The sequence below is a fragment of the Sphingomonas bacterium genome (assembly GCF_903642285.1).
GTDB lineage: Bacteria > Pseudomonadota > Alphaproteobacteria > Sphingomonadales > Sphingomonadaceae > Sphingomonas.
The window spans coordinates 115,234-135,259 of record NZ_CAHJWJ010000001.1 but is presented as its reverse complement, the minus strand read 5'-3'; the positions used below and the strand labels follow the sequence as shown (position 1 = coordinate 135,259).

General features: G+C 67.6%; 23 protein-coding genes and 1 other RNA gene. 7 read left to right on the top strand and 17 right to left on the bottom strand.

What is annotated here, in order from left to right:
- Positions 1–8: 8 nt before the first annotated feature.
- On the bottom strand, positions 9–2,603 hold the full coding sequence (locus HUU99_RS00675) for a M1 family metallopeptidase (protein WP_174284635.1): 2,595 nt from the start codon (positions 2,601–2,603) through the stop codon (positions 9–11).
- Between the two features lie 116 nt (positions 2,604–2,719).
- Here HUU99_RS00675 and HUU99_RS00670 point away from each other — a divergent pair, with 116 nt between their 5' ends.
- Positions 2,720–3,679 (top strand): NAD(P)H-dependent flavin oxidoreductase, encoded by a 960-nt coding sequence (locus HUU99_RS00670; protein ID WP_174284634.1) that lies wholly within the window; start codon positions 2,720–2,722, stop codon positions 3,677–3,679.
- A 22-nt stretch (positions 3,680–3,701) separates the two neighbouring features.
- On the opposite strand, the gene HUU99_RS00665 is transcribed toward HUU99_RS00670, so the two are convergent.
- Together HUU99_RS00665 and HUU99_RS00660 are read right to left on the bottom strand one after the other, a co-directional pair.
- The gene (locus HUU99_RS00665; RefSeq protein ID WP_174284633.1) at positions 3,702–4,163 is read right to left on the bottom strand and encodes a DUF1465 family protein; all 462 of its coding nucleotides are present in this window, start codon (positions 4,161–4,163) and stop codon (positions 3,702–3,704) included.
- Positions 4,164–4,283: 120 nt separating this feature from the next.
- Positions 4,284–4,481: a YdcH family protein gene (locus tag HUU99_RS00660; protein ID WP_174284739.1), complete on the bottom strand. Its 198-nt coding sequence runs from the start codon at positions 4,479–4,481 to the stop codon at positions 4,284–4,286.
- Between the two features lie 208 nt (positions 4,482–4,689).
- On the opposite strand from HUU99_RS00660, the gene HUU99_RS00655 reads away from it, so the two are divergent.
- Positions 4,690–4,848: a YdcH family protein gene (locus HUU99_RS00655; RefSeq protein WP_174284632.1), complete on the top strand. Its 159-nt coding sequence runs from the start codon at positions 4,690–4,692 to the stop codon at positions 4,846–4,848.
- Positions 4,849–4,929: 81 nt separating this feature from the next.
- Here HUU99_RS00655 and HUU99_RS00650 read toward each other — a convergent pair whose 3' ends face one another.
- The 4 genes from HUU99_RS00650 to HUU99_RS00635 form a co-directional block, all read right to left on the bottom strand.
- Positions 4,930–5,304, bottom strand: a complete 375-nt coding sequence (locus HUU99_RS00650) for a PilZ domain-containing protein (protein WP_174284631.1) — start codon at positions 5,302–5,304, stop codon at positions 4,930–4,932.
- 89 nt (positions 5,305–5,393) lie between these two features.
- Positions 5,394–5,861: an RNA polymerase-binding protein DksA gene (gene dksA / locus HUU99_RS00645; RefSeq protein ID WP_174284630.1), complete on the bottom strand. Its 468-nt coding sequence runs from the start codon at positions 5,859–5,861 to the stop codon at positions 5,394–5,396.
- A 591-nt stretch (positions 5,862–6,452) separates the two neighbouring features.
- Positions 6,453–7,145 carry a hypothetical protein gene (locus HUU99_RS00640; RefSeq protein ID WP_254602837.1) on the bottom strand — a complete coding sequence of 231 codons (693 nt, stop codon included), beginning with the start codon at positions 7,143–7,145 and terminating at the stop codon, positions 6,453–6,455.
- A 21-nt stretch (positions 7,146–7,166) separates the two neighbouring features.
- Entirely contained in the window at positions 7,167–7,358 is a 192-nt protein-coding gene (locus tag HUU99_RS00635; protein ID WP_174284628.1) for a hypothetical protein, read from the bottom strand.
- A 148-nt stretch (positions 7,359–7,506) separates the two neighbouring features.
- Here HUU99_RS00635 and serS point away from each other — a divergent pair, with 148 nt between their 5' ends.
- The 4 genes from serS to tyrS all read left to right on the top strand — a co-directional run bounded on the left by serS (position 7,507) and on the right by tyrS (position 11,988).
- A complete protein-coding gene (serS, locus tag HUU99_RS00630; protein WP_174284627.1) occupies positions 7,507–8,784 on the top strand; it encodes a serine--tRNA ligase in 1,278 nt (425 codons plus the stop codon).
- Entirely contained in the window at positions 8,784–9,545 is a 762-nt protein-coding gene (gene surE / locus HUU99_RS00625) for a 5'/3'-nucleotidase SurE (protein WP_174284626.1), read from the top strand. Before serS ends, surE begins: the two co-directional genes overlap by 1 nt.
- 11 nt (positions 9,546–9,556) lie before the next feature.
- Positions 9,557–10,705, top strand: a complete 1,149-nt coding sequence (locus tag HUU99_RS00620; RefSeq protein ID WP_254602836.1) for a M23 family metallopeptidase — start codon at positions 9,557–9,559, stop codon at positions 10,703–10,705.
- Positions 10,706–10,770: 65 nt separating this feature from the next.
- A complete protein-coding gene (tyrS, locus tag HUU99_RS00615) occupies positions 10,771–11,988 on the top strand; it encodes a tyrosine--tRNA ligase (RefSeq protein WP_174284625.1) in 1,218 nt (405 codons plus the stop codon).
- Between the two features lie 97 nt (positions 11,989–12,085).
- On the opposite strand, the gene HUU99_RS00610 is transcribed toward tyrS, so the two are convergent.
- The 7 genes from HUU99_RS00610 to HUU99_RS00580 form a co-directional block, all read right to left on the bottom strand.
- Positions 12,086–12,409, bottom strand: coding sequence for a YbaB/EbfC family nucleoid-associated protein (locus HUU99_RS00610; RefSeq protein WP_174284624.1), 324 nt, complete (start codon positions 12,407–12,409; stop codon positions 12,086–12,088).
- Positions 12,406–14,040 (bottom strand): DNA polymerase III subunit gamma/tau, encoded by a 1,635-nt coding sequence (locus tag HUU99_RS00605; RefSeq protein ID WP_174284623.1) that lies wholly within the window; start codon positions 14,038–14,040, stop codon positions 12,406–12,408. The genes HUU99_RS00610 and HUU99_RS00605 overlap by 4 nt, the downstream gene beginning before the upstream one ends.
- A gap of 254 nt (positions 14,041–14,294) precedes the next feature.
- Positions 14,295–14,389: signal recognition particle sRNA small type (gene ffs, locus HUU99_RS00600), an RNA gene on the bottom strand.
- 99 nt (positions 14,390–14,488) lie between these two features.
- Entirely contained in the window at positions 14,489–14,728 is a 240-nt protein-coding gene (locus HUU99_RS00595; RefSeq protein WP_174284622.1) for a hypothetical protein, read from the bottom strand.
- 107 nt (positions 14,729–14,835) lie between these two features.
- The gene (locus tag HUU99_RS00590) at positions 14,836–15,144 is read right to left on the bottom strand and encodes a 2Fe-2S iron-sulfur cluster-binding protein (RefSeq protein ID WP_174284621.1); all 309 of its coding nucleotides are present in this window, start codon (positions 15,142–15,144) and stop codon (positions 14,836–14,838) included.
- Positions 15,141–16,232, bottom strand: coding sequence for a cysteine desulfurase family protein (locus HUU99_RS00585; protein WP_174284620.1), 1,092 nt, complete (start codon positions 16,230–16,232; stop codon positions 15,141–15,143). Before HUU99_RS00585 ends, HUU99_RS00590 begins: the two co-directional genes overlap by 4 nt.
- A complete protein-coding gene (locus tag HUU99_RS00580; protein WP_174284619.1) occupies positions 16,229–17,347 on the bottom strand; it encodes a cysteine desulfurase family protein in 1,119 nt (372 codons plus the stop codon). The genes HUU99_RS00585 and HUU99_RS00580 overlap by 4 nt, the downstream gene beginning before the upstream one ends.
- Before the next feature lie 99 nt (positions 17,348–17,446).
- Between HUU99_RS00580 and HUU99_RS00575 the strand changes: the two genes are divergently transcribed.
- A complete protein-coding gene (locus tag HUU99_RS00575) occupies positions 17,447–18,103 on the top strand; it encodes an alpha/beta hydrolase (RefSeq protein WP_174284618.1) in 657 nt (218 codons plus the stop codon).
- Between the two features lie 120 nt (positions 18,104–18,223).
- Here HUU99_RS00575 and HUU99_RS00570 read toward each other — a convergent pair whose 3' ends face one another.
- The 3 genes from HUU99_RS00570 to HUU99_RS00560 form a co-directional block, all read right to left on the bottom strand.
- Positions 18,224–18,745 carry a DUF5946 family protein gene (locus tag HUU99_RS00570; protein WP_174284617.1) on the bottom strand — a complete coding sequence of 174 codons (522 nt, stop codon included), beginning with the start codon at positions 18,743–18,745 and terminating at the stop codon, positions 18,224–18,226.
- Between the two features lies 1 nt (position 18,746).
- Positions 18,747–18,929 (bottom strand): hypothetical protein, encoded by a 183-nt coding sequence (locus HUU99_RS00565; protein ID WP_174284616.1) that lies wholly within the window; start codon positions 18,927–18,929, stop codon positions 18,747–18,749.
- 91 nt (positions 18,930–19,020) lie between these two features.
- The gene (locus HUU99_RS00560) at positions 19,021–19,983 is read right to left on the bottom strand and encodes a threonine ammonia-lyase (protein ID WP_174284615.1); all 963 of its coding nucleotides are present in this window, start codon (positions 19,981–19,983) and stop codon (positions 19,021–19,023) included.
- Positions 19,984–20,026 lie beyond the last annotated feature (43 nt).

Genomic DNA, 20,026 nt, shown 5'->3' with positions numbered 1-20,026 from the left:
GCACGCCGTCACTTCGCCCCCAACCACGTCGTCACCGCGGGCCGCAGCCGATCCGCGGTCGCCTTTCGCACCGCCATGAAGGCGAGCGTGCGCTTCATGCCGCCCTGTGCCGCCGCCGGCAGGTTCTTTTCCCCCCAGGCGCGGATTTTGCCCGGCATCGCCGGATCGTTCGACGCGCCGCCCAGCCCGACGATGTAACCCGAGATCGTGCTCGGCTCCACGAAGGTGTCGACCAGCGCCTTGTTCGCGATCGCCCAACCGAACGCCATATCGGCATGTCGACCGGCGACCGACCGGAGCAGCGACGCCTTTTGGGGAGTCGTAATCCGGTCGGTCTTGAGCAGATCGAGCGCTCGCTGCGCCAGTACCGGATCGCGCGCGACACCCAATAGCGACACGAAGCGGTTCTTCGCGACCGGGCTCTTCTCCGCCATCGTCAGCGCCAGCAGCGTGTCCCACTCCGCGGGCGTCGCGTTGATCGCGTAGGTCGACAGGATTGGTGCGCGGATCGCTGGCGGGATCGCGGTCGGGTCGCTCGCCAACTGGCCGACATAGGCCCGCGCCTGCGCCACGACCGCGGCATCGCCGTCCGACCCCAACCGACCGATCAGGCTCTCGCGCAGGTTGGTCGTCTGCGGCGATTCGCCCTTACGTTCGGTCAGGCCGATCCGTTGCAGTTCGGGCGACAGGATCGAACTGGTCCTTACGCGCAGCGGCACCTCTAGCGTCGTATCACGGTAGAGACCGGCCAGCCCACCGACGTCGCCCGCCACCATCGCCCATTCCAGCGGGTGCGCCGAAATCCCGACCTGCGCCGCCAGCGCGAAATAGCGCGACAGGTCCTGATAGCCGCCCTCCGCCAGCGCGAAATCGTCGCCCAGCGTGCCCAGCCGGTCGGTCAGCGCCAGCTTCGCATAATCGCGCACGATCGCGGCATGACCGGCATCGTCATACATTGCGCGCATGTAGCTGGCCTTGCCGTGGTTGAGGACCAGAGTCCCGCAACCCTTGACCGAGACGTCGGTCGCCGGCCCGGTCACCACCGCGCCGGCCGTTCCGCCGCCGATCGCAGCGATGGTCAGCGGCACATGCCAGGTTTGCGGAACCTTCGATGCGGCATCGAGGCCGAAGCGCCCCTGCGCGAGCGTCACCATGGTCTTCCCGTTCACGCACCGCGCGCCCGTCTCCATGACCAGCGGCACCCCGCCCTGCAACGTGAAGTCGTGCGCGATCTGGTTCACCGGCAATCCGGCCGCGCCGGACAGCTCGGTCCATAACTCGTCGGTAACGGTGTTCCCGTACCGGTACTTCGCCATGTACCGGCGGATGCCGTCGCGAAACACGTCCGGCCCCAGCGTCGCCTCCATCATGCCGATGACGGCCTGGCCCTTGGCATAGGTGATGCCGTCGAACGCCTCGCCGATCTGATCGACCGTTTCGACGTGACGGACGATCGGATGCGTGGCCGCGGTCGCATCGATTCCCATTGCGCCTTCGCGGGCGGACGCGACCGCCGCAGCGTCCGAATCCCAGCCGGGATTGAGCACGCCTGCGGTCTTGTTCTCCAACCAGGAGGCGAACCCCTCGTTCAGCCAAAGATCGTCCCACCACGACATGGTGACCAGATCGCCGAACCATTGATGCGCCGTCTCATGCGCGACGACGGTGTAGATCCGCTCGCGCCCGCTTTCCGTCGTGCGGGCGGGATCGAACAGCAATTCGTTCTCGAAATAGAAGATCGCGCCCCAATTCTCCATCGCGCCGAAGAACTGGCTGGAACCCGGACCTGCGATCATGTCGAGCTTGGGCAGCGGATAAGGCTGCGCGAAATAATTATTATAGTATGCCAGCACCCGCTTGGCCTGCGACAGCGCATAATCGCCCTGGTCCGACACGCCGCGGCGCGTGATGACGCCGATCTCGGTCTTGCCGGCCTTTACCGTCTTGCGTTCCATGTCGCCGATGCCGAGGAACAGGAGGTAGCTCGACATCACCGGCGTCTCACCGAACCGGTACAGTTGGGTCCCGTCCGGCTGCCTGGCGATCGATGTCGCGGGCATGTTCGAAAAGGCGTTCTGACCGGCCGGGGCGACCGTGCTGAGGCGGAAACGCGCCTTGAACGACGGTTCGTCCCACAATGGCGCGAAGCGGCGCGCGTCGGGTGCCTCGAACTGCGTGGCCAGCATCTGCGCCTTCGACCCGTCGGTGTTGGTATAGTCGATCGCGAACAGCCCGGCCGCGGACTTGCCGATCGTCCCCTTCCACGCGAAGGTCATCGTGTGGCGGCCGACACGCGCGGCGACGGGCAGCGTGACCGTCAGCGTCTGTGCGGCGGGATCGAGCTTGTAGGTCGACGTGACCCCGTCGAACTTGACGTCGCCGAACACCAGATCGGCGGCATTCAGCTGGATCGTGTTCGTCGCCTGGCGGACGTCGATCGTCGCGGTTTCGGTACCGGTAAAGGTCATCGCCTTCGCATCGGGCGTCACCGCGATCTCGTAAAGGACGGGTGCCACATTGGTCGGCAACCTGCCATTCGCGGCGATCGCGGGCGCGGAAACGGTGGCGGCAAGCATGATCGACAGCGGCGCGGCGAATTTCATCGGAAGGGGGCTCTCCTGTTGCGATCCCAGACCTAACCGTTACGTCCCCTGACCGCAAATACGCTGCGCGGGGCGGTCGCTAGACAGCATGGCGGGTTGCGGTATGAAACCGGCCCATGACCCTTCCCGCCATATTGTCGTCGCTGCAGCTGCCCGTCATCGGATCGCCGCTGTTCATCATTTCCGGCCCCGATCTCGTGATCGCGCAGTGCAAGGCGGGAATCGTCGGCTCCTTCCCCGCGCTCAATGCGCGGCCGCAGGCGCTGCTCGACGAATGGCTGCACCGCATCACCGAGGAACTGTCGGCGCACAACCGTGCGCACCCTGATGCCCCGGCCGCACCGTTCGCGGTCAACCAGATCGTCCACAAGTCGAACGACCGGCTGGAAGCCGATCTCGCGACCTGCGCGAAATGGCAGGTGCCGATCGTCATCACCTCGCTCGGCGCGCGCGAGGACCTCAACACGGCGGTCCATAGGTGGGGCGGGATCACGCTGCACGACGTGATCGACGACCGCTATGCGCAGAAAGCGGCCGAAAAGGGGGCGGACGGGCTGATCGCGGTGGCGGCGGGCGCGGGTGGGCATGCGGGGCGGCTGTCGCCCTTCGCGCTGATCGCCGAAATCCGCCAATGGTTCGACGGCCCCCTCGCCTTGTCGGGCTCGATCGCGACCGGCGGTGCGATCCTGGCGGCGCAGGCGATGGGCGCGGACCTGGCTTATATCGGCTCCCCGTTCATCGCCACGACCGAGGCGAACGCGGAGGAGAATTACAAGCAGGGCATCGTCGAGGGCCGCGCGAGCGACGTCGTCTATTCCAACCTCTTCACCGGCGTACACGGCAATTACCTGCGCCGTTCGATCGAAGCGGCCGGGATGGATCCCGACAATCTGCCCGAGGGCGATCTGAAGACGATGGACTTCGGCGGCGGCAACGGTTCCAAGGCAAAGGCGTGGCGCGACATCTGGGGATCGGGCCAGGGGATCGGATCGGTCGACAGGGTCGAGCCGGTCGCGGAGCGGGTGGCGCGGATGGCGGTGGAATATGCGGCGGCGCGGAGGCGGTTGGCGGTCTGAAGGGCGTTGCGCAGGTAAAGCCTCAGAACGCCAGCGCCAGTCGCTCCTGCATCGACCGCGCCGGGCTGACCGCGGCCATTTCGCGTTCCTGCAACGCGTCCAGCCGGGCAACGCGGCGATGGAGATCGATGCTGGCGTCGATCAGGCGGCGGGCACCCGTCGGCATTTCGGCCAGCGATTCCGCGTCGGACATGGGTGCCGTTCCCAACCGGCGCGCGGGGTCGAGCGCCTCGCACGCGCGCAGTTCGCCCGCCGCGACCGCGCGCTGGGTCAGCAGCCAGGCGATCGCGTGCATCAGCCGGGTCGTGACCTTCAGCGATTCGCAACTGAACGCGACGCGTGCCATCGGTGGCAGCGCCTCGCGCTCCACGCGGCTGTCGTCGTCGAAATAGCTCCTCGCCTCGTCGGCGATCAGCATCGCCTCGACATACAGCGCGTCGTGCAGTCGCCGCTGCACCCGCGATTCGGTAAACGCGCCGTTCATTCTCGGACGCTCGCACAGGACGACGGCGGCGCAAAGGACGACTCGGCGGATTTTCGCGCGCTTCGTCTCGAAATGACGCGGCACACGGTTTTCGACAGCGGTTAATCGAGCCCGATTGCGTCAGGCGATGATGTCGGGGATCAGTTCGTCCTCCAGCATCGCGATCTCGTCGCGCAATCGGAGCTTGCGCTTCTTGAGCCGAGCGGTGCGGAGCTGATCGGGTGCGGCGGACAGCGCCAGCGCATCGATCGCGGCGTCGAGGTCGCGGTGCTCCACGCGGAGGATATCGAGCCGCGCGGCGATCTGTGCTTCGTCCATCGGCGAACCCCCTTCGCGGTCGATCGGCATTCGCGCTCTAGCAAACGCGACCACCCCGACGCGAGCGCGAATTACACCGGCCGGTCTCGGCCGAACGGATCGTCGCACGCGTTCGTTCGACCCGTCGCGATCGCGCACAAGGGGCGCGACTTTTGGTGCCGATGGTGGTTTACTCATTCCCCCAAACCGAATGCAGGAGGCAAGACCCATGCAGACGACTCACCAGACCGCGCTGGAAACCAAGCATGCGACGATCGACCGCAGGATTGCGGAGGAATCGCGGCGGCCGATGCCCGATGCGACGATCCTGGCCGGGCTGAAGAAGCAGAAACTGCATTTGAAGGAAGAGATCGTCGCGCTCGACTGATATGTCCCGCCTCGAACGGACACCCCGGCATGCGGCCGGGGTATCCAGGCGGTCAGTCCCGCGACCCTGGCGTCAGTAGCTTTACCGGAAGGACACCGGGGGCTTTGCATAGATCGGGGTCTGAGCGCCCTTCCCGACCGGCTTGCGCGCAAGCTGCGGATCGATCTTGCGATCGAAGACGATGCCCATCCGCCCCTCTGCGCACCAGGCGACCTTGCCCGTCAGATCCGGGATCCCGCGAAGATCGATCGCAACCGGTGTGCCCGGGTTCACGACCCGCGGCAACTCCGCCATCAGTCCGCCTTCGGACAGATTGCGGATTCGCACGCGCGCGACCGCCTCGTCGGCCAGCGTGATCGAGGCCTGCAGGAACAGGCTGTCGCGCTTGCGCTTGCGCTGCCCGTCCTCTTCGGCCGCGCTCACTGCCGTCAGCGGGCCGCGGTTGATGCTGTCCATGCCACCCGTCTCGCCATCCAGTCGTCGCCGTTGCCCATATGTCGGCGCACCGGGTGTATCGCCGACCGGTAGCGAAAACGTTAAGCCGCTCAATCCTCTCGCGACACCTTTTCCTGACGTTCGTGGCGCTCCTGCGCTTCGACCGTCATCGTCGCGATCGGCCGTGCCTCCAGCCGGGCAAGGCTGATCGGTTCGCCGCTCACTTCGCAATAGCCATATTCGCCCTCGTCGATCCGGCGGATCGCGGCGTCGATCTTCGCGATCAGCTTGCGCTGCCGGTCGCGGGTGCGCAGCTCGATCGACCAATCGGTCTCGCTCGACGCGCGGTCGGTCAGGTCCGCTTCGCGCAGACTATCGACCTGCAACTGTGACAGCGTACCCTGCGCCTCGACGAGAATCGCCTCTTTCCATGCCATCAGCTTGCGGCGGAAATAGGCCTGCTGACGCAGACTCATGAAAGGTTCGTCCGATGTCGGACGATAACCGGTATCGGCATCGTTCGCCGGTGCCGTTTCGAAATCGTTCGCTTGTTCTACGCGATTCACCATCGTCGCCATGCCACTCTCCCCTTCGGCACCGACACGGCAGACGTCGCGTCGGTAGACCGCCCCCCAAAATGGTAGGCGCGCCTATACGCGCGGGTTTCGCGCCTCACAAGCGCCAGCGAGCGTAGGGCTACATTACCGCGGATATGGTTGATCCAGGATCACCGCCTTGTCGGGACGGCGAGCAAAGCTGTTCCACGTTGGCACGTTAACGCTGATATTGGTGAGGCATAGCCGAAGATTTCGCCCCGGCGGGCAGATAACGTCGTTAATACGGTTGCGCTTAATCCTTTGTTTTGCACTTGGTCGCATAGCAATGTCGCGTTGCTGAACCCGGATCTGGCGCAGGGATCGCGCCGGCAACGAGAAAGAGAATGCTATGTCGGTGCGTATGGCCTTGGCGAAACTTTGTGCGTGCGCATGCGGCGGGGCCGTGATCGGCGGAGGGGCCGTTCACATCGCCGAGAAACCGCATCACACCTATGCAAGGCATATCGTCCGTCGCGTCACCACCGCGCAGGTCGCCGGGCACGGCCCGCGGAGGATCGTCACCTCGACGACCACGCGCGGCGCTTGCGGGCCGACGACCGTCACGGTCGCGAATCAGGCCGCGCCGGTTCCGCTGCCGGTGAGCGAGGGCTTTATCGGCGGCGGTGGCAATGTCCCGCTCGTCGTCGGTGGTAGCGGCGGGTTCTTCGGCGGCGGGTTCGGCGGCGGCTTCGGCGGCGGCTTCGGCGGCGGGGGATCGGCCGGCAGCGTCGTGATCTCCTCGACCAGCAGCGGCGGATCGACTTCCAGTTCGGGCGGCAACATCAGCAGCACGTCATCGACCGGAGGGCTGAGCAGCACATCCTCCAGCGGTAACGTCAGCAGCACGTCGTCGAGCGGCGGATCGTCGAGCGGCAGCTCGTCGACCGGCGGACTGAGCAGCACGTCGTCGACGGGCGGTTCGTCGAGCGGCAATGTCAGCAGCACATCGTCCGGCGGCGGATCGTCCAGCAGCACGGGCGGCGCAACGGTATCGAGCACCTCGTCCTCCGGCGGGTCGAGCGGTAATGTGTCCTCTTCGTCAGGCGGGTCCAGCTCCAGCGGCAACATTTCGTCGGGCGGTTCGGGTGGCTCGAGTTCCAGCGGCAACATCTCGTCCGGCGGGTCGAGCGGGAACGTCTCGTCCTCCTCCAGCGGCAACGTGTCGTCGTCGGGATCGTCGAGCGGCAACGTGTCCTCGTCTTCGTCGTCCAGCGGCAGCGTATCATCGACCGGCAATGTCTCCTCAACAGGGAACGTGTCCTCCACGGGCAACGTGTCGTCGAGCGGCTACAGTTCGAGCAGCAACGGATGGAGTTCGAACGGCAGTTCGTCGTCGAGCAGCTCGTCCAGCAGTTCTTCGAGCAGCAGCTCCTCCTCCTCATCGGGCAGCAGCTCGGGCTCCAACGGCGGCAACCCCGCGCCGGTCCCGGCCCCGCCGATGGTCCTGCTGTTCGGTGCCGCCGCAGCGGCGCTCGTCATGCGCCGCCGGTTCGCGAAGCCGAGCATCGCCACCGCCTGATCGGTTTTCGCCGAAGGACAAGGGGTTCCGCCGCAACGCCGCGGCGGAGCCCCTTTGTCGTTACCGCGCGGGTTGCGCGGTCTCGCCGCGCTCGCCATAGCCGCGGCCATGCACGACATCCGTACGATCCGCGAAGACCCGGCCGCCTTCGACGCCGCGCTGGCGAAGCGTGGGCTGGCACCGCAGTCGGCCGAACTGATCGCGATCGACGAACGCCGTCGCGCGACGATCGCCGCTGCGCAGGAAGCGCAGGCGAGCCGTAACGACCTGTCGAAGCAGATCGGCCACGCTAAGGCGGCGAAGGATGAAGCGCGCGCGGCTGATTTGATGTCAGCGGTCGCCGCCTTGAAGGACCGGCTGCCGGAGCTGGAAGCCGCGGAGCGCGACGCGGCCGCCGATCTTGACACGCGACTGGCCGCGATCCCCAATCATCCGGCACCCGACGTGCCCCAAGGGGCGGATGAGGACGACAACAGGCTCATCCACAGTTGGGGCGAGCCTCGCACCTTCGATTTTGAGCCGCGGGAACACGACGTGATCGCGCCCGCGCTCGGCATGGACTTCGACACAGGCGTCGCGCTTGCCGGTGCCCGCTTCACGCTGCTGCGCGGGCGGATGGCGCGGCTAAGCCGCGCACTCGGCCAATTCATGCTCGACCGACTGGTGGACGATCATGGATTCGAGGAAGTATCGCCACCGCTTCTGGTGCGCGACGAAGTGGCGTTCGGGACGGGGCAGTTGCCGAAGTTCGCCGAAGATCTGTTCCGGACCACCGATGGTCGCTGGCTGATCTCCACTGCCGAGATGTCGCTGACCAACATGGTCCGCGAGACGATCCTCGCCGAGAAGGAATTGCCGCTCCATTTCGCCGCGCTGACCCCGTGTTTCCGTTCCGAAGCGGGGTCGGCGGGTCGCGACACGCGCGGCCTGATCCGCCAGCATCAGTTCGAGAAGGTGGAGATGGTTTCGATCACCACGTCCGAACGATCGGATGCCGAGAACGAACGGATGACGCGGATAGCGGAAGGCGTGCTGGAAGCGCTCGACCTGCCCTATCGCCGGATGCTGCTGTGCACGGGCGATCTCGGCTTTGCGATGGCGAGGACCTACGACCTAGAGGTCTGGCTGCCCGGACAGGGCCGCTATCGCGAGATTTCCAGCTGCTCGACCGGCACCGACTTTCAGGCGCGGCGGATGAATGCGCGCTACCGGCCCGAGGGGGAGAAGGGCACGCGCTTCGTCCACACCCTCAACGGCTCCGGGCTCGCGGTCGGGCGGACCTTAGTCGCGGTCGTCGAGAATTATCAGCGTGTGGATGGATCGGTCGCGGTGCCGGCGGTGCTCGTGCCCTATCTGGGCGGCCTGACCGAACTGACGCCGCGCTGATGCGGATTTTGCTGACCAACGACGACGGCTATCACGCACCCGGTCTCGCCGCACTGGAGACGATCGCGGCCACATTGTCGGACGATGTCTGGATCGTCGCGCCCGCGGACGAGCAGTCTGGCGCGGCGCGGTCGCTGACGCTCAGCCGCCCGCTTCGGGTGCGGCGGTTCGGCGCGCGGCGGTTCGCGGTCGCGGGCACGCCGACCGATGCGGTGCTGATGGCGCTCGGCGAGTTGATGGACGCCAAACCCGACCTCATCCTGTCGGGGGTCAATCGCGGCGGCAATCTGGCCGAGGACGTGCTGTATTCGGGCACCGTCGCCGCGGCGATGGAGGGGGCGATGGCCGGCATCCGATCGATCGCGCTCAGCCAGCTGTACGACAAGGAGGGCGTCGGCAATGCGATGTCCTTCGCGACCGCCGAGGCTTGGGGCGAGCGGGTGTTGCGGCCGATCCTGAGCCTCCCGTCCGATCCGCGCACGCTGGTCAACGTCAACTTCCCGGTGACCGCGCCGGATGCGGTCAAGGGCATCCGCGTCGTCGCGCAGGGGCACCGCGATCATGGCCAGGTCCGGATGGATCACCGCACCGACCCGCGCGGATTCGATTATTACTGGCTGGCGATGCGTCGCGAATCGATCGAGGCGGGCGTGGCGACCGACCTGCAGGCGGTCGCGGCGGATCACATCGCGGTCACGCCGCTGCATCTCGACCTGACGCACCGCGGTTCGCTCGCTATGCTCGCGCAAGCATACGGATAGGAACGACGAGGATGCGTGGACCATGGCGCGATGCGATGGCGATATTGGCCACGGGCATCACGGTTGCCGGTTGCATCCCCCGCGCCGATCCGCCCTACCGGAGCCGGCCGGCACCCGACGCCCGGTCGACCGCCACCCCCCGCTATCGCCATGCGCCCCCACCGGACGACCAGCGCGATCGGCCGCGTGACGACGAGGACCGGAACGCCGCCGCCGACCGCCCCGACGCGCAGGGCGTGAGCACGCTGCCCGCCGCCCGCCCCGCATGGGAAGCGCGACCGGTCGCCGCCGACGCGGCGATGGTCGCGCAGGCCAGCTACACGGTGCAGCCGGGCGACACGATCGGCCGGATCGCCGACCGGACCGGTGCCGGGGTGGACGCGATCGCGCGCGCGAACGCGATCGAACCGCCCTATCCGGTCCATGTCGGACAGCGGCTGAAGATACCCGCCGGACGCTATCACCTCGTCCGCCCCGGCCAGACCGGCATCGCGATCGCGCGCGCCTATGCCGTCGAATGGTCGCGGATCGTCGCCGCGAACGATCTGCAGGACCCCTATACGTTGCGCGTCGGACAGCGTGTGCTGATCCCCGGCACCGCGCCGGGCCAACCGGCCCCCACCCGGGCCGAACGTGCGTCCGCCTTCAGGCTCGACATCGACGACATCCTGACCGGCGGCGAACCGGCGCTCGCGCGGAACGAGACCCCCGTTCGCCCCGCGCCGACCGCGACGCGCGTCCTGCCCCCCACCGCCGCGGTGGTCGCGCCAGCGCGGCTGACCGGCGGGTTCCTGTGGCCGGTCGACGGACACGTCGTGAAGCGCTTCGGCCCCGGAGCCAGTGGCGAGCGCAACGACGGCATCGAGATCGCGGTGCCCGTGGCGACCCCGGTCCGGGCGACGGCAGACGGCGTCGTCGCCTATGTCGGCGACGGCATCGCGGCCTTGGGCGGCCTGGTCATCGTCAAGCACGGCGATGGCTGGACCAGCGTCTACGGGCACGCTTCGAAGCTGCTCGTCCAGCGCGGTCAGAGCGTGAAGCGTGGGCAGACGATCGCACTGTCGGGCGATACCGGCTTCGCGGACCGGCCCGAGGCGCATTTCGAACTGCGCAAAGGACGGACACCGGTGGACCCGTTGGGACAATTGCCGCAAACCTAACGATGGACCAGCCCTTCGCCGGTTCGGGGTGACGAACGATAGGCGTCGGTGCTAACCGCGCGCGCATGACCCACCAGTCCCTCCTGCTGACCACATTGTCGACACGCGGCTATATCCACCAGATGACCGATGCGGCCGCGCTCGATACGCTCGCGGCGAAGCAGATCGTCCCCGGCTATATCGGCTTCGACCCAACCGCACCGTCGCTGCATGTCGGCAGCCTCGTTCAGATCATGCTGCTGCGTCGACTGCAGCAGGCGGGGCACAAGCCTATCGTCCTGATGGGCGGCGGGACCGGCAAGATCGGCGACCCCAGCTTCAAGGACGAGGCACGCAAGCTGTCGAGCGACGACACCATCGCGACCAACATCGCCTCGATCCGCCGCATCTTCGAACGGTTCCTGACCTTCGGCGACGGGCCGACCGATGCGGTGATGCTCGACAATGCGCAGTGGCTCGACGCGTTGGAATATATCCCGTTCCTGCGCGAGGTCGGGCAGCATTTCAGCGTCAACCGGATGCTGAGCTTCGATTCGGTCAAGCTGAGGCTCGACCGCGAGCAGTCGCTCAGCTTCCTCGAATTCAACTACATGATCCTCCAGGCTTACGATTTTTTGGAACTGTCGCGGCGTGCCGGGTGTCGCCTCCAGATGGGCGGCAGCGACCAATGGGGCAATATCGTGAACGGCATCGAACTCGCGCGGCGGATGGACGGGACCGAGGTGTTCGGCGTCACCACCCCGCTCATCACGACCGCGGACGGCGGCAAGATGGGCAAGACGATGGCGGGTGCGGTGTGGCTGCACGAGGATCAGCTGCCGCATTTCGACTATTGGCAATTCTGGCGCAACACCGACGACCGCGACGTCGGCCGGTTCCTGCGGCTGTTCACCGACCTGCCGCTCGACGAGATCGCCGGGCTGGAGGCGCTGTCGGGAGCGGAGATCAACGCCGCCAAGATCGTACTGGCGAACGAAGCCACCGCGATGTGCCGCGGCCGGGCGGCGGCCGAGGCGGCGGCGGAGACCGCGCGGCGGACGTTCGAAGAGGGCACATCGGGGGATAGCTTGCCGACCGTCGTGGTGCCGGTCGAAGGGCTGAGCATCGTTGCGGCGCTGACCGCGATCGGCTTCGCTTCGTCGAACAAGGAAGCGAAGCGGAAGATCGAAGAGGGCGCGGTCCGGGTCAATGATGAGAGGGTCGGCGGGGTCGATGCGGTTGTGGTCGCAGGCGACAAGATCAGTTTCGGGAAGAAGCTGCACGGCACGGCGGTGGGGGAGTAGAGCTTCGTCATGCCGGGCTCGTCCCGGCATCCAGAGCCAAGAGCATCATCCCCCCGCACCCCTGGATCCCGGGACAAGCCCGGGATGACGAAGGATTTCAAAACGGCAGCTTGAACCCCGGCGGCAGCGGAATACCGCTCGTCATCTTCGCCATCGCCGCCGAAGACGCCGCATCCGCCCGCGCCCGTGCATCGTTGAACGCGGCGACTACCAGATCCTCGAGCATCTGCTTCTCCGCCGGCACCACCAGCGAATCGTCGATCGACAGGCCGATGATCCGCCCCTTGGCAGAGGCGCGGACCTTCACCAGACCGCCGCCGGACGCACCCTCGACCTCCACGGTGTCGAGCCCGGCCTGCGCCTTTTCCAGTTCGGCCTGGACGTTCTGCGCCATGGCCATGATGTCGTCGAGATTGTTCATGCGTTGGTCCTCTTGGTCGGCCATGCCTCGAGCACGGCATCGGGGAAGGCATCGCGCGCGGCGCGGACGATCGGGGAGTCCCAGGCGGCGATACGTTCGGCCTCGGCCGATGTCTCCTGTCGCTCCTTCAGCGTCGGCGCGCCGGGCACGTCGTCGAAGGTGATCTTCCACGGCGTACCGGTGAGCCCCTTCAACGCCGCCGTCAGATCGGCGAGCGTGTCGGTCGCCATCGGCCGGCTGCCGCTGAAGACGATCTCGGGCGGCGCGTAACGCACGACGCGCGCGCCATTGTGCAACCGCGCGGCCAGCGCGAGCGATCCGGCCGCGTCCAGCCGCTGCACCAGCGCATCGAACGTCTCGGGCAAGCGCGACGCCGGAGCCGCGACCGGCACGGGCGCGATCGGTGCCGGGGGAACAGCCACCGGCGGGGTACCGTTCGCGATCGCCCGCACCAGTTCGCCCGGGTCGGGCAAGGTGGACGCATGGATCGCGCGGAGCAGCGCCATCTCCGCCGCCTCGATCGGCAGCGCGGCCCGCGCAATCTCGTCATGCCCTTTCAGGAACAGCTGCCACAGCCGGTGCAGCACGGGATAGGACAGCGACCCCGCCCATTCGCCCAGCGCAGCACGTTCCTCCTCCGCTTGCGCGGCGTCCGCCGCGGTGCCGAGCTTGGCAAGCGTGATGCCGTGCACCGTCTCCATCAGCGACTGGAACACCGACAGCGGATCGACGCCGTAATCATATTGCCGCCTGAGCGCCGTGAGCGACCCCACGCCGTCGCCGGCCAGCACATGGCCGAGCAGATCGCGCACCGCGCCGCGATCGGACAGGCCGAGCATCTGTCGCACCGCGTCGGCGCTTACCCTGCCGCCCTCGATCCCGGCATGCGCGATCGCCTGGTCGAGGATCGACAGTCCGTCGCGCGCAGACCCTTCCGCGGCGCGCGCGATCAGCATCAGCGCTTCGGGATCGGCGGTCACGCCCTCCTGTTCCGCCACCATCGCGAAATGCTCGGCGAGCGTCTCCGCGGGGATGCGCCGCAGGTCGAACCGCTGGCAGCGCGACAGGACCGTCACGGGCACCTTGTTCACCTCGGTCGTGGCGAACAGGAACTTCACGTGCGGCGGCGGTTCCTCCAGCGTCTTCAGAAGCGCGTTGAACGCGTTCTTCGACAGCATATGGACCTCGTCCACGATATAGATCTTGAATCGCGCGCTGACCGCTGCGTAGCGCGACGCATCGATGATCTCGCGGACGTCGTCGACGCCGGTATGGCTGGCGGCGTCCATCTCGATCACGTCGATATGCCGCCCCTCCGCGATCGCGCGGCAGGGTTCGCAGGTGCCGCACGGGTCGATCGTCGGGCCGCCCTGCCCGTCCGCGCCGATGCAGTTCAGCGCCTTCGCGATCAGCCGCGCGGTGCTCGTCTTGCCCACCCCGCGCACCCCGGTCATCAGGAACGCATGCGCGAGCCGATCGCGCTTGATCGCATTGCCGAGCGTCTGCACCATCGCGTCCTGCCCGATGAGTTCGGAAAATGTCTGCGGCCGGTATTTGCGCGCGAGGACACGGTACGCGCCGGCTTTCGCAGCGGGTTGGGACGGTTCGCCGAGATCGAGGCCGTCAGCCACCGCGATTCGCGCTTCTGCAAGCGTGGAAGTGGAGGAAGTGGAGGCGTGCCATCATCGCTTCAGATAGGGGGTTCGGGGCGGAAAGCGAAGAGGGTCCGGTTGGGGTGCGAGCGGGGTGCATCTGGCGAAGATGGGCTATCGCTGATGTGTAGGACAGGGGGTTTGGGGGGTCGGTCGAGGCGCGCCGCGGCGAAGCCGCGTCGTCGAACGGGCTTTGCCCGTCGGCCGCGCTCGCCTTTGCTTCGCAAAGCCTCGCGGTGGGAGCCGGACGACCCGTGGCGGAATCGTTGCGGCTGCTTCCTTCCGGACCTGACCGAGTTGGCGACGACCACGCCCGCCCGACTCCCGCGCGCCCTATGAGCAGACGCGCGGGGCGGGTCAAGCCGCGTCACCCGCCGGTGCGGACGGCGGTGCCGGCGGGGCAGCCGGTCACGGGTATCGACGGGCGTCAGATACGGTGGCAGCGACCGAACCGATTGCAGACGACACGGCGATGATGATAGCCGTGCCACCGGCCGCGATAGCCACCCCAATATCCACGATGGCGATAGCCGATATGGCCGCGATACCCGCGATCGTGATAACCATGGTGGCCGCGATCGCCGTGATACTCCTTTGCCGCGGCGGGGGTCGCCGCGATCCCGCCGATGGCCAGCGCCGCTGCGCCAAGCAATGCGATCATCTTCATACATGCTCCTCTTCGTCGCCCGGGGAACCGGGCATGGACATGACAATGATCCTGTCCCAATGGCCGTCGCCTGAATGCGCCGTTGTCGAACCGACAGCCTCGCTTCGTCAGCCGGACGGAATGCGGACGCGCAACCCGTCGAGCGCCGGTTCGAGCCGGATCTGACACGCGAGCCGGCTGGTCCGCGTCGCACCCGGGGCGAGGTCGAGCATATCCTCCTCGTCCGCACTCGCCGCCGGAAGTCGCGCGAAATCCGCGGGATCGACGATCACGTGACAGGTCGCACAGGCCATATCGCCGTCGCAGGTGCCTTCCAGCGGCTGGCCGGCCGCCTGCGCCACGTCGAGCAATCGCTGGCCGGGCCGACCCTCCGCCTCCCCGATCGATCCGTCGTGCCCGGTGAAGACGATCCTCATATCCCGTTCCGTTGCGCATCTGCCGCCGCGACGATGGTATCGATCGCGGCGATCAGTTCCGCCTCGGTCGTATAGCGCCCGAAGCCGATCCGAACCGAGGTCCGCACCGCCGCCTCCGTCAATCCGATCGCGCGAAGGACGTGGCTCGACCGGCCCGATCCGCTCGCACAGGCCGAACCCGCGGAAAAGGCGATGTCGCGGCATTGCGACATCAGCCGGTTCACGTCGAGCCCGTCGCGGCGGACGTTGAGGTTGCCGTGATAGCGCGCCGCGATCGATCCGTTGACCTTCCAGATCGGCCCGAGCCGGTCGAGCGCGGCCCGCCACATCCGGTCGACCGCAGACATGTCAGCCGATCGCCGGTCGCGCATCAGCGCCGCCGCGACGCCGAAGCCGGCGCACAGGGCGGGCGACAGCGTCCCCGATCGCCCCGGTGCCTCCTGCCCGCCGCCGTGCATCAATGGTGCAAGCGCGACGCCGTCGCGGACCCACAGCGCGCCGATGCCCTTCGGCCCATAGACCTTGTGCGCCGAGATCGCGACCAGGTCGCAGCCTTCGGGAACGGGCATCCGGCCATAGCCCTGCACCGCATCGCACAGCATCGACGCGCCGGCCGCATGCGCCAGGTCCGCCAGCGCGGCGATGGGTTGGACGACCCCGATCTCGTTGTTGACCAGCATCGCCGCGACCAGCCCGGTACCCGGCACGATCGCGGTGCGCGCGGCCTCCGGATCGACCAGCCCGTCCGCGCCGACCGGCAGCACGGTGACCGGCCGCCCCCGCGCCGCCTCGGCGGCGACGGTATCGAGGACCGCGGCATGTTCGGTCGCGATCGTGACGATCGGGCCGGTCGTGCCCTTGATCGCCCAGTTCAGCGCCTCGGTCGCGCCGCTGGTGAACGCGGTCTGGCCGCCATGCGGCAGCAGCGCCGCGACCCGCGCGCGCGTCACTTCCACCGCCGCACGCGCCCGCCGCCCCTCGCGGTGCGCGGAATGCGGGTTCGCATGGCCGTCGCGAAGCCAGGGCAACATCGCCTCCAGCGCTTCGGGCGCGAGCGGCGTCGTCGCCTGATAGTCCAGATAGGTCATGCCGCGACGCGCGCGGCATCAGCGGTCCGGCACCACAGCAATGCGAAGGCATCGACCTCGTCCGCGGTCGTGGGCCAGCCGAAGCTGACGCGGATCACTTCTGCTGCCTCACCGGGTGAGATACCCATCGCGGCCAGGACATGGCTCGGCTTCATGCTGCCCGAGGAACACGCGCTCCCCGCCGATACCGCGAAGCCCGCCATGTCGAAACGGATCAGTTGCGCGCCCGCGGAGACGCCGGGCATGCGGTAGGACGCGATCGTCGGGATATGCCCGTGCTCCTGCGGACGCGGGGGCTCAGGGTCCCGGGCGTACCGCTCGTGATCCCGGGTTCGCGCGTTCGCAGGAAAACCGATGATCTCGCCGCCGGCATCCACGATCGCCGCATCGAGCCGCGCCCGGAGCGGCGTCATGGCGTCGAACCAGTCGCGCGGTGCCTCAAGCGCGGCGGCGAAGCCCAGCGCGCCGGGCAGGTTCTCCGTCCCGTCGCGATAGCCGCGCTCCTGCCCGCCGGTCGGCGTCAACAGCGCAAGATCGCGCACCAGCAACGCGCCGATGCCGATCGGGCCGCCCAGCTTGTGCGCGGACACCACGATCATGTCGGCATCGGGCAAGGGCAGCTTGCCCGCGGTCTGCGATGCGTCGGCGATCCATCGGCCGTTCGCGGCGCGGATAGCCCTCGCAACCGCGTCGGCGGACTGGACGACTCCCGTCTCGCTGTTGGCCGTCTGAACCGCCCATAGTCCGTTCGTTTCGAGCGGAACGAACGGGGGGAAAATTACGCGCCCCCGCGCATCGACCGCCAGCATCGTCGGCCGCACCGCCGCCCGCAAGACCGCGTCATGCTCGGTCGCTGCGACATACGCGCCCGCACGGCCACGAATCGCCAGCCGGATCGCCTCGCTCGCCCCGCTCGTGAGGATCACCTCGCCGTCCCAGCCCAGCGCCGCCGCGATCCGCGCGCGCGCATCCTCCAGCGCGCGCCGCGCGGCGCGGCCCTCGCCATGCGGCGAGGAGGGATTGGCCCAGCGCGCCATTCCTTCGGCGACCGCGACGATCGCCTCGGGCCGCATCGGCGTGGTCGCGGCGTGGTCGAGGTAGATGCGCGGGGTCAAAAATGTTCCAATCGGGCGGGCCTTGCCTATATAGCGCGCAACCGCGTCGGGTTCAGCCCCCGCCCCATTTCGTCCAAGCCCGCTCGTTTAAGGTTCTCCATGCCCGAAGTCATCTTTCCCGGCCCCGAAGGCCGTCTCGAAGGCCGTTTCGCCCCTGCGCCGCGCCCCCGCGCACCCGTGGCGATGATCCTGCATCCGCATCCCTCTTCGGGCGGCACGATGAACAACAGGATCGTGCAGGAACTCTACAAGACGTTCCAGCGCCGCGGCTTCGCGACATTGCGCTTCAATTTCCGCGGGGTCGGCAAGAGCCAGGGCGTGTTCGACAACGGCATCGGCGAACTATCCGACGCGGCGTCCGCGCTCGACTGGGTGCAGAGCTTCCACCCCGAGGCGTCGACGACCTGGGTCGCCGGCTTCGGCTTCGGCGCGTGGATCGGGATGCAGTTGCTGATGCGGCGCCCCGAAGTGCGCGGCTTCATCTCGATCGCGCCGCCCGCCAACATGTTCGACTTCACCTTCCTCGCGCCGTGCCCGTCGAGCGGGATCATCATCCAGGGCGAGCACGACGAGGTCGTGACCCCGGCGGCGACTCAGAAGCTGGTCGACAAGCTCCGCACCCAGCGGCACATCACGATCCACCACGACACGATCCCGAAGGCGAACCATTTCTTCGAACACGAGATGCCGCAGTTGATGGGGTCGGTCGATAAATACCTCGACATGCGGCTCGATCCTAACTCACCGATCAGGTGAGTTGGGCGGGCGCAGCGGATTGGCAGCTAATCCGCGTCTCGGCGCCGGGCCCGGTCAGCGGCGCGCACGCGCCGACCGACGACGCGGCTTCGCCGCGGCGGGTTCCGATATTTGCTCCGCCTAGAGGTGCCTGACCATACGATCGACAAGTGTAATGATCGCCGGATGATGGATCTTCCATGCTGCCCAGACGCTTCCAGCCCAATTCTGCACGATGTTAATGTGATCTGCGGGCTGCTCGGCAGCAGCGACATGAGCGACCGTAATCGCACCTAATTGCGCCGGCGGCGTTAACCATGTCAATTGTTCAGACTGTGTCGCCAGCGCGCCGATCACTCGCCGTGCAAATTCGGGTGCCAAGCTTCGGTCCACGACGAGGTACAACCCTGCAAGGTGAACCCACACCGACTGAATGGACCGTCGCTCGGGTTTACCCGGATGCTGAGCGGCATATGCATCGACCGTCAGCCGATGAATCGTCATCAACGCCGCCTGCTGGTACTCGCGCGCCAGCACATGGCCATACAAGGCCCAGCACGATGCGGACGCGCCCAAGTAGGGATGGGGCGAGCCATCACAAAACGGCAGCGCCACCCCGCAGTCCGGACAAATCTCAACGCCTGACCCGTTCAAAGTCGACATCCTAGGCTATCCAAATCACCACATTGCCCAGCAATACCACCGCCATCACCAGCAGCAGCACGCACTTTTTCGTATCCCCCTGCGGCCGCGCGACCATCGCGCCGCCGCCGATCAGGCAGGCGAACACGCCGAGTATCGCGATGGCTGGGGCAGCGGCGGCGATGGAAGCCAGCGCGCGGTTCATACTCCCTGCTCCACCCCCGCGAAGGCGGGGGCCCAGCACCGGGCCGCTCGCAACTAGGCCCCGGCCTTCGCGGGGGTGGAAAAAGAGGAGGTCAGCCTGCCATCGCCCGCGCATAGCCCGCCAAATCTACATTCCCCCCCGACAGCACCACCAAAGTCCCCGCCTCGACCACGACCTTCCCCGCCAGCAGTGCCGCCAGACCGACCGCGCCGCCCGGCTCGACCACCAGCCGCAGATGCGTCGCAGCCCAGCGCTGCGCCGCCGCGGTCTCCGCCTCGCTGACCGCGACGCCGCGCGCATCCCGCCGCGACAGCACGTCGAAGGTCAGCTGCGACACCCGGGTCGTCTGGAGCGAATCGCAGGCGGTCGGCGGCGGGTTGGGGCCGACGGGTTCGATCCACGACGCCTCCAGAGAACGCCGCATGTCGTCCCACCCCTCCGGCTCCACGACGAACATCTGCGCATCCGGCACCGCGAGCGCGATCCCCGCCGCCAGCCCGCCGCCGCCGCACGGCACCACGACTCGCAGCGGCGTCCCCAGCCCCAGCGCCGGCATCTGCGCCGCCGCCTCGATCCCGACGGTCCCCTGCCCCTCGATCACCCAGGCATCGTCGAAGCTCGGCACCAGCGTCGCCCCGCGTGCCTCCGCCAACTGTCCGGCGATCGCCTCGCGGCTCTGCGTCGCGCGGTCGTAATCGACCACCTCCGCGCCCAGCGCCAGCGTCGCGTCGCGCTTCGCCTTCGGCGCGTCGGTCGGCATCACGATCGTCGCCGCGATCCCAAGCCGTTTCGCCGCCCACGCCACGCCTTGCGCATGATTGCCCGATGAAAACGCGACCACGCCTCGCGCTTGTGCCGCGGCGTCCAGCGCGGTCAACCGGTGCCATGCGCCCCTGATCTTGAACGCTCCGATCGGTTGCAGCGATTCGGCCTTGAACGCGACCGGTATCCCCTTGAAGTCGTGCACGAAAACCGGCGTCGGCGGCAGGATCGCAGCCACTTTGGCGGCGGCGTCGCGCACCCCGGCGCGCGTCGGTTGTCGCAAAATCGTCACATCCCGTCTCCTTGCGCAATCAATCACTTTACAGGGGGGGCAT

Excerpts from the sequence above, each read along its gene's own strand:
- HUU99_RS00675 (WP_174284635.1), bottom strand. The coding sequence starts at position 2,603 with ATGAAATTCGCCGCGCCGCTGTCGATCATGCTTGCCGCCACCGTTTCC.
- HUU99_RS00670 (WP_174284634.1), top strand. The coding sequence starts at position 2,720 with ATGACCCTTCCCGCCATATTGTCGTCGCTGCAGCTGCCCGTCATCGGA.
- HUU99_RS00665 (WP_174284633.1), bottom strand. The coding sequence starts at position 4,163 with ATGAACGGCGCGTTTACCGAATCGCGGGTGCAGCGGCGACTGCACGAC.
- HUU99_RS00660 (WP_174284739.1), bottom strand. The coding sequence starts at position 4,481 with ATGGACGAAGCACAGATCGCCGCGCGGCTCGATATCCTCCGCGTGGAG.
- HUU99_RS00655 (WP_174284632.1), top strand. The coding sequence starts at position 4,690 with ATGCAGACGACTCACCAGACCGCGCTGGAAACCAAGCATGCGACGATC.
- HUU99_RS00650 (WP_174284631.1), bottom strand. The coding sequence starts at position 5,304 with ATGGACAGCATCAACCGCGGCCCGCTGACGGCAGTGAGCGCGGCCGAA.
- dksA (WP_174284630.1), bottom strand. The coding sequence starts at position 5,861 with ATGGCGACGATGGTGAATCGCGTAGAACAAGCGAACGATTTCGAAACG.
- HUU99_RS00635 (WP_174284628.1), bottom strand. The coding sequence starts at position 7,358 with ATGACGAGCGCCGCTGCGGCGGCACCGAACAGCAGGACCATCGGCGGG.
- serS (WP_174284627.1), top strand. The coding sequence starts at position 7,507 with ATGCACGACATCCGTACGATCCGCGAAGACCCGGCCGCCTTCGACGCC.
- surE (WP_174284626.1), top strand. The coding sequence starts at position 8,784 with ATGCGGATTTTGCTGACCAACGACGACGGCTATCACGCACCCGGTCTC.
- HUU99_RS00620 (WP_254602836.1), top strand. The coding sequence starts at position 9,557 with ATGCGTGGACCATGGCGCGATGCGATGGCGATATTGGCCACGGGCATC.
- tyrS (WP_174284625.1), top strand. The coding sequence starts at position 10,771 with ATGACCCACCAGTCCCTCCTGCTGACCACATTGTCGACACGCGGCTAT.
- HUU99_RS00610 (WP_174284624.1), bottom strand. The coding sequence starts at position 12,409 with ATGAACAATCTCGACGACATCATGGCCATGGCGCAGAACGTCCAGGCC.
- HUU99_RS00595 (WP_174284622.1), bottom strand. The coding sequence starts at position 14,728 with ATGAAGATGATCGCATTGCTTGGCGCAGCGGCGCTGGCCATCGGCGGG.
- HUU99_RS00590 (WP_174284621.1), bottom strand. The coding sequence starts at position 15,144 with ATGAGGATCGTCTTCACCGGGCACGACGGATCGATCGGGGAGGCGGAG.
- HUU99_RS00585 (WP_174284620.1), bottom strand. The coding sequence starts at position 16,232 with ATGACCTATCTGGACTATCAGGCGACGACGCCGCTCGCGCCCGAAGCG.
- HUU99_RS00575 (WP_174284618.1), top strand. The coding sequence starts at position 17,447 with ATGCCCGAAGTCATCTTTCCCGGCCCCGAAGGCCGTCTCGAAGGCCGT.
- HUU99_RS00570 (WP_174284617.1), bottom strand. The coding sequence starts at position 18,745 with ATGTCGACTTTGAACGGGTCAGGCGTTGAGATTTGTCCGGACTGCGGG.
- HUU99_RS00565 (WP_174284616.1), bottom strand. The coding sequence starts at position 18,929 with ATGAACCGCGCGCTGGCTTCCATCGCCGCCGCTGCCCCAGCCATCGCG.